Below are 12014 nucleotides of genomic sequence, written 5' to 3' on the forward strand. Positions count from 1 at the left end.
TTTTTATGCACTGAAACCTGTCAGAATTGTATAATATTCTACAAACGAGACACACATCGGAATAAATAACCGATTTTCCTTCAGATGACTTTGTTTTGTGGAATATTCCTGTGCAGGCAATAACATGTTTGATGATCAGGATAAGAGCCGTTGCGGCTCGGCATGAAAATATCAAAAAAGGGGATCATCAATGCTTAAAAAACTCTCCGCTTTCACGGGCGTCTGTGCCCTTCTTTTACAGGTGGCCGTCCTGCCGGTCCGGGCTGAACAACCCTATGATGCCCAGGCGCTGGATGACTCCCTGATGTGGCTCGAGGAAATTCAGGGCAAAAAGGCCCTCGACTGGGTCCGGGGACAGAATAGCCGGACCCTGAAGGATATTACGGCGGATGCCCGTTTTGAGGCCTTCAAGAAAGAAGCCTACGATATTCTGACGGCCCGGGACCGGCTGGCCATCGGCGACCTTATGGGCGACTACGTCTATAATTTCTGGCAGGATGAAAGTCATGTGCGTGGCATCTGGCGGCGCAGCCCGATTGCGGACTATCGAGCTGGCAAGCCGGATTGGGAGATACTTCTGGATGTGGATGCCCTGGCGAAGGCAGAAGACGAAAACTGGGTTTTCAAGGAAGTCAACTGCCTGGCGCCTGCCTATAAACGCTGTATCATCGAGCTTGCGCCCGGTGGTACGGATGCGGCCGTTTACCGGGAGTTTGACCTGAAAAGCAGGGAGTTTGTCGACGGGGGATTTGTCATTCCCCTGGCCAAGAGCTGGATTGACTGGCTGGACGAAGATACCCTGATGGTGGCCACCGACTGGGGCGGGGAAGGCAGTATGAATTCTTCCGGTTATCCCCGGGTGCTGAAACTTCTTGACCGTGGGCAGCCTCTCTCCGATGCGACGCCGTTGATGGAAATCGGAGCCGACGAAACCTTTATTTTTCCGGCCGGAGTCTACCGCGAGGAAGGTGGAGCGAGCTTCCTTCTGCGCGGGCACAGTTTTTTTGAATTCAGCTATTATGTTCTCGACAAGAACAACATCCCGCGTCAGCTCCCGGTCCCGCGAAAGCTTGATCTTGAAGGGATGTTCGAGGGCCGCGTGATCATCAGGATCAAGGAAGACTGGCGCGGTCACAAGGCAGGGACGCTTGTCGCTTTTCCGCTTCAGGAATTTCTGAATACGGGAAAAATTTCCACGATCGAGGAAATCTATGATCCCGGCGAGAGCGGTACGATCCGGCAGGTGGAAATCGGCAAATCGTCGATCGCGGTCAATCTGCTGGATAATGTATCCAGCAGGATCATGACCTTTTCGCCGGACGGGGGCAAATGGGCGGGGGGTGTCGTTGACATGCCGGGTGAGCAGGCGCTCACCATCCGCTCCTCCACCTACAGTCGCGACGATATGTTGCTGGAGAAGGAAGGTCCGCTCACGCCGCCCAGCCTTTTCTATGTGAATTTTCGGGAAGGTATTTCCGAAGAATTACAGTCGGTTTCCGTGAAGTTTGACGCCGACAACCTTGTCGTGAAGAAAAAATTCACAACCAGCAAGGACGGTACCCGGGTGCCTTATTTCATTGTTCATCGCAAGGGTCAGAAACTGGACGGAAAGACACCGGTTTTGCAGTATGGCTATGGCGGGTTCGATATTTCCATCCTGCCTTATTATAGCGGGGTCCTTGGCAAGCTGTGGCTGGAAAAAGGCGGTGCCTTTGTTATCGCCAACATTCGTGGCGGCGGGGAATATGGTCCCCGCTGGCACCAGTCCGCCCTGTTTGAAAACCGCCAGCGGGCCTATGACGATTTCTTCGCCGTCGCCGAGGCTGTCCAGGCCAGCGGTATCAGCTCCCCCCGCCATTACGGCGCCTTCGGACGCAGCAATGGCGGTCTTTTGATGGGGGTTTCCTTTACCCAGCGCCCGGATCTGTTCCAAGGCATCATTTGTGGTGTGCCGTTGCTGGATATGAAACGCTACAACAAGCTTCTGGCCGGCGCCAGCTGGATGGGCGAATATGGCAATCCGGATATCCCGGAACAGTGGGATTATATCCGCAAATATTCCCCCTTTCAGAATCTGAAAAAGGGCGCAAAATATCCCCGGGTTTATTTCTTTACATCCACACTGGACGACCGGGTTCATCCGGGACATGCTCGTAAAATGGCGGCCAAGATGGAGGCTTATGGCCATCCCTTTTATTATTATGAAAATATTGAGGGCGGTCACAAGGGCAATGCCAACCATGAGCAGGAGGCAACCATGCGGGCGCTGGAGTATCTTTATCTCTGGCGGGAGCTCGAGGGCGAATAATATAAAAGGGCCGGATCAAACCCGGCCCTTTTGCTATCAGTGACTTGAATAATTCAGTTGCTGGCTTCAGAAAGCAATCTGCGGGCAATCACATCGGCCTGGATTTCCGCCGCACCCTCAAAGATATTCAGGATACGGGCGTCGCACAGCACCCGGCTGATGGCATATTCCAGCGCATAACCGTTGCCGCCATGAATCTGCAGGGCATTGTCGGCCGTCGACCAGGCGACACGGGCGCCGAGAAGCTTGGCCATGCCGGCTTCCAGATCGCAACGCTTGTCTTCATCCTTCTGCCGGGCGGCAAAATAGGTGAGCTGCCGGGTCATCATAATTTCCACAACCGCCAGCGCAATCTTGCTGTGCACCCGCGGGAAGTTGAAGATCGGCTGGCCGAATTGTACTCTCTCTGTGGCGTAGCGGAGGCCCAGTTCCAGCGCACATTGGGCCACGCCAAGGGCGCGGGCCGCGGTCTGGATGCGCGCGCTTTCAAAGGTCACCATCAGCTGCTTGAAGCCGTTGCCTTCCTCACCGCCGAGAAGATTTTCCGCCTTGACCCTGAAGTTATCAAAGCCAAGCTCGAACTCCTTCATGCCGCGATAGCCGAGCACCTCGATCTCGCCGCCGGTCATACCTTCTGTGGGGAACGGGTTTTCATCATCACCGCGTTCTTTTTCGGCCAGGAACATGCTCAGGCCCTTGTAGCCCGGTTCATCCGGGTTGGTACGGGCCAGCAGGGTCATGACGTCGGCCCGGGCCGCATGGGTGATCCAGGTCTTGTTGCCGGTGATATTATAATGATCGCCATCTTTTACAGCGCGGGTGCGTAGAGATCCCAGGTCGGATCCGGTATTGGGCTCGGTGAAAACAGCTGTCGGAAGAATTTCGCCAGTGGCGATTTTCGGCAGCCATTTGGCTTTCTGTTCCTCGGTGCCACCGCCCATGATCAGTTCGGCGGCAATCTCCGAACGGGTGCCCAGCGACCCCACGCCGATATAGCCGCGGCTCAGCTCTTCGGACACAATACACATGCTGGTCTTGCCGAGGCCGGAACCGTCATATTCTTCGGGGATGGTCAGGCCGAAGACACCCATTTCACTCATCTTTTCGATGATTTCCATGGGGATGTATTCGTCGCGCTCGTGCCAGCCGTGGGCGTGGGGGATAACCTCCTCGTTGGCGAAACGGCGGAACTGGTCGCGGATCATTTCATACATTTCATCCAGGCCCAGATTGCCGAACTCGCCACTGTCCAGGCTATGTTCAACCAGACGGGCAACCCGTTCCCGGTTTTCCGGCGTATTGCCGGTTTCAATCAGATGGGCGACTTCTTCCGTGCCGAAGGCGGCAACGTCGCCGGCAGATACCCACATATTTTCCGGGCGGATAATTTCGCCCTGGCTCATGGGGATACCGCCACGCATCTGGCTCAGATATTCGCCGAACCCAACCCGCAGGATCAGTTCTTCAAGCTCGGTGAACTTGCCTTCGCCGGACAGGTTTTTTGACCATTCCAGGGTCTGGCGCAGGGTTTCCGCATAGGTGGTGATCCAGGACAGGCCGTGGCATTCAAACTGGTGTTGCGCCATCAGCGTGCGGTCCAGCTTGCCGTCTTTTACCAGATGGGCGCGCAGTCCGTCACGTGCGGCGCCCACCAGTTTGTCCACGGCTGCAAGGGCGGCCTCGCAGGCGGGAAAGAGTTCAAAGGTCATTTGTTGCTCCCTAGCCGTTGTTGCCGGCTTCCACTGCATCTTCAAAGGTGGTCATGCCCGGCATTTTGGCGGAGACAAGCACAGCCATGTTGCCCGGTTTGTGCTGGTTTTTCCACATTTTGGTATGGGCACGCGGAATATCATTCCAGGAGAAAACCTCGGACATACAGGGGTCGACCCTGCGGTCGATCACCAGCCGGTTGGCTTCGGAGGCCTGCTTCAGATTAGCAAAGTGGCTGCCCTGGATACGTTTCTGGCGCATCCAGACGAAACGGGCGTCAAAGGTGATGTTGTAGCCGGTAGTACCAGCACAGAAAACCACCATGCCGCCGCGTTTGACCACGAAACAGGAGACCGGGAAAGTGGCCTCGCCGGGGTGTTCGAAAACACAGTCCACATCGTTGCCCTTGCCGGTGATGTCCCAGATGGCCTTGCCGAAGGCGCGGGTCTTTTTCAGATATTCATTGTAATTCTGGGTGTCGTTAACCGGCGGCAGCTGCCCCCAGCAATCGAAGTCCTTGCGGTTGATCACGCCCTTGGCGCCCAGCGACATGACGAATTCGCGCTTGTCTTCCTCGGAAATCACGCCGATGGCGTGGGCTCCGGCGGCGGCAATCAACTGGATCGCCATGGAGCCGAGACCGCCCGAAGCGCCCCATACCAGAACATTGTGGCCCGGACGCAGGATGTGCGGACGATGGCCAAACAGCATGCGATAGGCGGTGGCGAGGGTAAGCACGTAACAGGCGCTTTCTTCCCAGGTCAGATGTTGCGGCCGCGGCATGAGCTGACGGGCCTGTACCCGGGCGAACTGGGCGAAGGAGCCATCAGGGGTTTCATAGCCCCAGATGCGCTGGCTGGTGGAGAACATGGGATCGCCGCCGTTGCATTCCTCGTCGTCACCGTCATCCTGGTTACAGTGAACAATCACTTCGTCACCGACCTTGAACCGTTTAACCCGGCTGCCGACCTTATAGACGATCCCGGAGGCGTCAGATCCGGCAATATGGTAATCCGCGCCATGGACATCAAAAACGGACATGGGGATGCCAAGGCCCGCCCAGACGCCGTTATAGTTCACGCCAGCGGCCATCACCAGGATCAGTACTTCATCTGAATCAATTTCGGGCACGTCGACGACTTCCTGCTGGAAGGATTCTTCCGGCGGGCCGAGCCGGTCCGGACGGATCGCCCAGGCATACATTTTACTGGGCACGTGGCCGATCGGCGGAATTTCGCCAACTTCATAAAGGTCTTTCTTTTCAAATTTGCCTTCCAGGTTTTCCCGCTCGGCAATTTCCTCGGCTGTAAGTTTACTCATGATGTCCCTCGATAAGCTTTGTGTGTTTGTCCCTTGCCATGCTGGTGGGACAGGGTTCCGTTACTTTTCCGGAATTCTTGTGGTGTCCTGCAGCAAATATGTTACCATATTAACGTCATTTATTATTGCATCGCAACAATAATTATATTATTTCCTTTTTCTGGTCCAGAGAGAAATAATATTTTTTTATAATCACTGGAAAAGTAACAATAAAATTATTTTTGAATTTTAGTAATTGCTGCTTTGCAGAAAAGAGGGACGAGAATCGATATGGAGAAGACTCAGAAAGACAGACCCTGGCTGTTCAGGACTTATTCCGGCCATTCATCGGCCAGGGCGTCCAATGAACTCTACCGGACCAACCTGACCAAGGGCCAGACCGGTCTTTCTGTGGCGTTCGACCTGCCGACACAGACCGGCTATGACAGTGATCATGTGCTGTCCCGGGGCGAAGTCGGCAAGGTGGGTGTGCCGGTCTGTCATCTGGGGGATATGCGGACCCTGTTTGACGGCATTCCGCTGGAGCAGATGAATACCTCCATGACCATCAATGCCACGGCACCCTGGTTGCTGGCCCTATATGTGGCGGCCGCCGAGGAGCAGGGGGCTGACCGGGCAAAGCTGGCCGGTACCGTGCAGAATGACCTGATCAAGGAATACTTAAGTCGCGGCACCTATATATTTCCGCCGAAGCCGAGCATGAAGCTGATCACCGATGTCATCAGCTTTACCTACCTCGAAATTCCCAAATGGAACCCGACCAATGTCTGCTCTTACCATCTGCAGGAGGCCGGGGCGACACCGGTGCAGGAACTGGCTTACGCCCTTGCGACCGCCGTCGCCGTTCTTGATTCGGTCCGGGACAGCGGCCAGGTGCCGGCAGAGGATTTCCCCAAAGTCGTCGGACGAATCAGCTTTTTTGTCAATGCGGGCCTGAGGTTCGTTACCGAAATTGCCAAAATGCGCGCCTTTGTCGAGCTGTGGGATGAAATCACCCGGGAACGCTATGGTGTGGAAGAGGAAAAATACCGCCGCTTCCGTTACGGGGTTCAGGTGAATAGTCTCGGCCTGACCGAGCAGCAGCCTGAAAACAATGTTTATCGCATCCTTCTTGAAATGCTGGCAGTGGTACTCAGTAAAAAAGCCCGGGCCCGGGCGGTGCAGCTTCCGGCCTGGAACGAGGCGTTGGGTCTGCCGCGTCCCTGGGACCAGCAGTGGTCCCTGCGCCTGCAGCAGATCATGGCCTATGAGACCGACCTTCTAGAGTATGGCGACCTGTTTGACGGTTCCAGCGTGATGACGGAGAAAGTTGAGGCCCTGAAAGAGGAAGCCCGCGCCGAGCTCGCCCGGATCGAGGAAATGGGCGGCGCCATCGCCGCGGTGGACAGCAGCTATATGAAGCAGAAGCTGGTGGAATCCAATACCGCTCGCCTGAAAAATATCGAAAGCGGCGATCAGACGGTGGTTGGCGTCAACAAATTTACCGAAACCGAACCTTCCCCGCTGGTCAGCGAGGAGGACGGCGGCATCATGACCGTTGATCCGGCTGCCGAGGCGGAACAGATTGAACGCCTGAAGGCCTGGCGCGACAGCCGGGATGACAAGGCCGTCGAGGCGGCACTGGCTGACCTGAAGGAAGCGGCCCAGGAAGGACGAAACATCATGGAGCCCTCTGTCACGGCCGCAAGGGCCGGGGTGACCACCGGAGAGTGGGCCCAGACCCTGCGCGACGTTTACGGTGAATACCGGGCGCCCACCGGTGTCGGCAAGGCGGCACGGGGTGAAGCGGGTGACAGCCTGGAAGAGGTGCGCAAGAAAGTGGATGAGGTCAGCGAGAAGCTGGGCCGCAGGGTCAAGTTCCTGGTCGGCAAACCGGGCCTTGACGGCCATTCCAACGGCGCCGAACAGATCGCGGTGAAAGCCCGGGATTCCGGCATGGAAGTTGTTTACGAGGGCATCCGCCTGACCCCGGCCCAGATCGTCAATGCGGCGCTGGAAGAGGGTGTTCATGCGGTGGGCCTGTCGATCCTGTCCGGCTCTCACCTGCCGTTGGTGCAGGATGTTATGGAGCGCATGAAAAAGGCGGGGCTTGAGGATATCCCGGTGATTGTCGGTGGTATTATCCCGCCCGAGGACGAAAAACAGCTCCTTGAGATGGGTGTGGCCCGGGTCTACACGCCCAAGGATTACCAGATGGCCGACATCATGGCTGATATTGTCGGCATTGTAGGCCGGCGGCATAATCAATATTCACGCTGAACGGGTATCATTGATTTCTACTGAAAAATATGCTATATAAAATTTCAGGAGAAAAATTATGGTCCAGGCAGTCAATAAACAACCGGATGCGGGCCGGGCCCGGCATACGGAACGGGTTCTGAGCAGCGCCGTGGCGCGGGCGGCGGAGTTTCTTGCCGTCTCTAACCGGGACCTGTCGGAAATTCTCGGCCTGTCCGAGGCGTCGGTCTCCCGGCTGCTCAAGGGGCAGTATCAGTTGAAACAGGGGCGCAAGGAATTTGAACTGGGCGCGCTCTTTGTGCGCCTGTTCCGCTCGCTGGACGCCATGACCGGTGGCGACGATCGGTCAAGCCGTTCCTGGCTCAGGGCGGAAAACCTCGTGCTGCATGGAGAGCCGCTCAAGCTTATCAAATCCATTGCCGGGCTTATGGGGGTCGTCACCTATGTGGACAGCCGACGCGCTAAGCTCTGAGGCCCGTCCCTTCAGGCGGGACGTCTGGCGCGTGGTGGAGTTCCAGCATCGTTCAGCCACCATGCGGCTGACTGATACGCTGGAGGATCAGGCCCTGCTCGAGGATATTCTGGAGGACAGCAAACCTCCCCTGCCGCCGTCAGCTCGCAATCTTGATTTCCTTTTGTTTACGCCTTTTCGCTATGTCACCTATCCGCACGGATCCCGTTTCCGCCGGTCCGGGGATCTGCGCGGGGTCTATTATGCTTCTGAAACCGTCACCACGGCTGTTGCCGAGGCGGCCTGGGGCGCCTGGCTGTTTTTCCGGGAATCGCCGGAGACGATCCTGCCGGAAAATCCCCTGCGCAAGACAGCCTTTTCCGTATTGTGCCGCACAGAAAGATATCTTGACCTTACTCTGCCGCCCCTCGGGAGGGATCGCAAGGTCTGGACCTCGCCGGAGGACTACAGCGGGTGCCAGGCCCTGGCGGATGAAGCAAGGACGGCAAATCTGGATGTGATTGGCTATCGCTCGGTACGTGATCCGGAAGAGGGGAAAAACGCTGCCATACTGATCCCGGACCTGTTCAGGGGGCGCAGGGTCAAGGACAGCCAGACCTGGGAACTTCTGGTGCGTCGTGCCGGGGTTCGCGCCTGGTGCGATTTGCCTGCCCTGCGCCGGGAGTATGAATTCCCTGGGTAACGGGTTTGCCTGCATATAACAGTTATTCCCTTGCCATAGGGTTTTCTGATATTCTGCAGGAAATATAATCGGAAAAGGGGATATGACTTAATGACAAGCGAGCTGTTCCGGGAGGATTCCTACCTGAAAGCCTGTCCGGCGCAGATTGCGTCCGTCAACGACCGGGGCGGCATCATTCTCGACCGGACGGTATTCTACCCCACCGGCGGCGGCCAGCCCGGCGACAGCGGCCGTCTTGTTCTGCCTGACGGATCGGAGATCATTATCGCCACCACGGTAAAAGACCGGGACAGCGGGGAAATCATTCATGTGCCCGGAGAGGGGCAGGCGTCACCCGAAACCGGATTAACGGTCCAGGCGGAAATCGACTGGACCCGCCGCTACCGGCATATGCGCATGCATACGGCCCTGCATCTTCTCTGTTCTGTTATCCCCTGCGGGGTGACCGGCGGCCAGATCGGTGCCGATAAAAGCCGGCTTGATTTTGACATTGGCGAGACCAGCCTGGACAAGGAACAGATTACAGCAACGCTCAACCGTCTGGTGGAGGAAGATCATGTGGTCAACAGCTACTGGATCACTGATGAGGAACTGGATGAAAATCCGGAACTGGTGCGTACCATGTCAGTGCAGCCGCCCCGGGGCTCGGGGCAGGTGCGTTTGCTGAAAGTGGGGAAGAGCGTGGATTTGCAGCCCTGTGGCGGCACCCATGTGAAACGGACCGGAGAAATCGGGCCGCTCAGGGTCGGCAAGATCGAAAACAAGGGCCGGCGCAATCGCCGTGTTAATATTATTTTTGCAGGAGAGTAAGTAATGAAAACCAGATCAATTTTTTTTGGAATTTTGTCCATAATCTTTTTTAACACTCAGGCCCTGGCTTTTGACCGGGCGGTGGAGGAACAGGCTGTCACTGCACTTCTGGATGGTTTTCACGATGCGGCGGACAAGGGGGACAAGAAGCGTTATCTGGGCTATCTGACGGCTGACGCGGTTTTCATGGGCACGGACAGCCGGGAGCGCTGGCCCTATCCGGCGTTTGAAAAATATGTGGGCGAGAGGTTCAGGGACGGCAAGGGCTGGTCCTATCGTTCCATCGAGAAACATATCAATTTTGCCCCGGACGGCCGGACCGGCTGGTTCGATGAAATCACCCGGTCGGAAAAATGGGGTGATTTTCGGGGGACTGGTGTTGTGATGAAGCAGGGAGATGGGTGGAAGATCGCCCATTATTCGCTGACATTTCTGGTACCCAACGAGGTCTGGGAGAAGGTTTCCGACCTGGCCCGGCCGGGAGCCTCGCCCCAAAAATAGGCTTTAGCCATTTTGGGAAAAATCGCCGTATACGGCGCCCTGCATGATGTAATGAAAGTCCTCGGCATCCAGGTGCACCAGGGATTCGTGATCGCCGCTTTCCAGATAAATGTCTGCGCAGTCAGCCAGATGGTCATCCAGAAGGACCAGTAGGCCGTAAGCCTGGCCGACCGGAGGGACAGCGCCCGGATCGCAATCATTGAAAATCATTTCCACTTCTTCTCCGGACGCCATGTTGATCTTTTCCTTGAGAACATGTTCAATCTTGTGGATGTCCAGTCGGTGGCCTGCGGGGATTACCGCAAGCAGGTAACCGCTGCCGGAGGCAAGAAGGACCCCCTTGGCCAGTTTTTCATCTGGGATATGGGCGCTCCGGGCGATATAAATGCTGCGTTCAGCATGGGGGTGCGTAAGAGTTTCATAGGAGGTGTTCATGCTCCTCAGATAGTCTTTCAGGGATATGGCTATACCCATTATTGCCTCCTTGGCTGCTGGCTGTATTTCTTATTTACGATCTGGAGAGGGGTGATATTGTACTACAAAATTCATTGAAAATCTCGGAAAAAGCACCATATCGTCAGAGGACAATAGAGGATGTGGCCTTTTCAGGGGTCTCATATGACAGGGGGATATCCGGCAGGTTACAGAATTTTACCCCGGTGCTCGCCCGATCTGTGATATATTAAAACAAGCAAATATCTAAAAATTAAAAAACAGGGGTGACGTGACCGGGGGACGATAGGTGAGCGTATGCGGTGCATTAATGATCTGGGAAATACGTTTTCAGTTTGCGGCAGAATTGCCGTAGCGATCTGTTTGCTGGTTCTGGCCGGATGTTCTTCGGTATATAGCAGCAAGCAGTCGGAGCAGTCTGCGGGAATTTCCCGGGAGGACCTGCTGACGGGCCGGGCTTTGTTCGGCAGGGAAGCGGACAGCCTGACATTGCCGGAAGATCATGTGCTTGAATTGACCCCGGAGATGAAAGCGTTTCTGGATCGTTATGTGCCGAAAGGGCACAAGGACTATGTCCAGATACGAACATTGATGGCGGCTGTGATCGGGCAGGGTACTCTCGGCATGGAATATAATCCGGAGGCTACCTATACGGCCCGCGAAGCGTTTCGCAAGGCGGAAGGAAATTGTCTCGGCTTCAGTTTCCTGGTTACTGCCATGGCTAGGGAACGTGGCGTTCAGACTGTCTTTCAGGAAGTGGATATCCCGCCTGAATGGTCCGAGGAATCGGAAAACATATTGTATGCGAGCCGTCATGTGAATGTGAGGGCCAGAACGAACACACCCTTTGATGCGATTGTGGATATCAACAGGATCAATGTGAAATCCTATTATCCCGTGCGTAAATTGTCCGACCGCGAAGCGGAGGCTCATTATTACAGTAACATCGGTGCGGAATATCTTGAAAAAAAGGACATGAAAAATGCCTTCCGTTATTTCGTCAAGGCCCTTAGGCTTTCTCCTGCCGGTTCCGAATTCTGGTCCAACCTCGGGGTATTTTACCGTTTGAATAATCTCTTCAGACATGCTGAGCAGGCCTATTTTATGTCTCTGAAATATGATGGGTCCAACTATTCAGCCATGTCCAACCTGGCCATTCTCTATGATCATCTGGAGAGCTACGAAAAAGCTGAATATTTCAGAAAGCAGGCCCGGAACTACCAGATGAAAAATCCTTATTACAGGTACTATATGGCGCAGGATGCCTACAATGAGGGGCGGTATGAAGATGCCTTGGGGCATTTACGTATGGTGCTTGCCAAGAAAATTGAGGAACCTCGTTTCTATGCATTGATGGCGGACACCTATGTTGCAATGGGTGAAGAAGACAAGGCTGCCGAGATCCTTGGAAAGAATTCCGACTATCGCTAATCCGGCTGCGCTCTTCTGTCATTAACAGGCGACTTTTTGTGAATGCATTCGAATGATGTATACTTTCCCTGTTCAAAAAAATAAGGGGA

10 protein-coding genes are annotated in these 12014 nt (G+C 55.3%); 7 read left to right on the top strand and 3 right to left on the bottom strand.

Translation table 11 applies throughout. The features are described from left to right. The first annotated feature begins 190 nt into the window (after positions 1 to 190). Complete coding sequence (locus ACN0YD_RS01550; RefSeq protein ID WP_417316880.1) at positions 191 to 2308, top strand: prolyl oligopeptidase family serine peptidase; 2118 nt, start codon at positions 191 to 193, stop codon at positions 2306 to 2308. 53 nt (positions 2309 to 2361) lie between these two features. Here the strand turns inward: ACN0YD_RS01550 and ACN0YD_RS01555 are convergent, their stop codons facing one another. Then, positions 2362 to 4017: an acyl-CoA dehydrogenase family protein gene (locus tag ACN0YD_RS01555; RefSeq protein ID WP_417316881.1), complete on the bottom strand. Its 1656-nt coding sequence runs from the start codon at positions 4015 to 4017 to the stop codon at positions 2362 to 2364. Positions 4018 to 4027: 10 nt separating this feature from the next. After that, positions 4028 to 5338 carry a crotonyl-CoA carboxylase/reductase gene (gene ccrA / locus ACN0YD_RS01560; RefSeq protein WP_417316882.1) on the bottom strand — a complete coding sequence of 437 codons (1311 nt, stop codon included), beginning with the start codon at positions 5336 to 5338 and terminating at the stop codon, positions 4028 to 4030. Between the two features lie 243 nt (positions 5339 to 5581). Here ccrA and ACN0YD_RS01565 point away from each other — a divergent pair, with 243 nt between their 5' ends. The 5 genes from ACN0YD_RS01565 (at position 5582) to ACN0YD_RS01585 (ending at position 10041) form a co-directional block, all read left to right on the top strand. Next, positions 5582 to 7597 carry a methylmalonyl-CoA mutase family protein gene (locus ACN0YD_RS01565; RefSeq protein WP_417316883.1) on the top strand — a complete coding sequence of 672 codons (2016 nt, stop codon included), beginning with the start codon at positions 5582 to 5584 and terminating at the stop codon, positions 7595 to 7597. Between the two features lie 58 nt (positions 7598 to 7655). Then, positions 7656 to 8048 carry an MbcA/ParS/Xre antitoxin family protein gene (locus ACN0YD_RS01570; RefSeq protein WP_417316884.1) on the top strand — a complete coding sequence of 131 codons (393 nt, stop codon included), beginning with the start codon at positions 7656 to 7658 and terminating at the stop codon, positions 8046 to 8048. Next, positions 8020 to 8730, top strand: a complete 711-nt coding sequence (locus ACN0YD_RS01575) for an RES family NAD+ phosphorylase (protein WP_417316885.1) — start codon at positions 8020 to 8022, stop codon at positions 8728 to 8730. The genes ACN0YD_RS01570 and ACN0YD_RS01575 overlap by 29 nt, the downstream gene beginning before the upstream one ends. Before the next feature lie 90 nt (positions 8731 to 8820). Next, positions 8821 to 9540, top strand: coding sequence for an alanyl-tRNA editing protein (locus tag ACN0YD_RS01580; RefSeq protein ID WP_417316886.1), 720 nt, complete (start codon positions 8821 to 8823; stop codon positions 9538 to 9540). Positions 9541 to 9543: 3 nt separating this feature from the next. Further along, entirely contained in the window at positions 9544 to 10041 is a 498-nt protein-coding gene (locus tag ACN0YD_RS01585; protein ID WP_417316887.1) for a nuclear transport factor 2 family protein, read from the top strand. Positions 10042 to 10044: 3 nt separating this feature from the next. Here the strand turns inward: ACN0YD_RS01585 and ACN0YD_RS01590 are convergent, their stop codons facing one another. After that, positions 10045 to 10515: an aminoacyl-tRNA deacylase gene (locus ACN0YD_RS01590; RefSeq protein ID WP_417316888.1), complete on the bottom strand. Its 471-nt coding sequence runs from the start codon at positions 10513 to 10515 to the stop codon at positions 10045 to 10047. Positions 10516 to 10791: 276 nt separating this feature from the next. Between ACN0YD_RS01590 and ACN0YD_RS01595 the strand changes: the two genes are divergently transcribed. Then, complete coding sequence (locus tag ACN0YD_RS01595; RefSeq protein WP_417316889.1) at positions 10792 to 11925, top strand: hypothetical protein; 1134 nt, start codon at positions 10792 to 10794, stop codon at positions 11923 to 11925. Positions 11926 to 12014 lie beyond the last annotated feature (89 nt).

Source organism: Emcibacter sp. (assembly GCF_048269205.1).
Taxonomy (GTDB): domain Bacteria; phylum Pseudomonadota; class Alphaproteobacteria; order Sphingomonadales; family Emcibacteraceae; genus Emcibacter.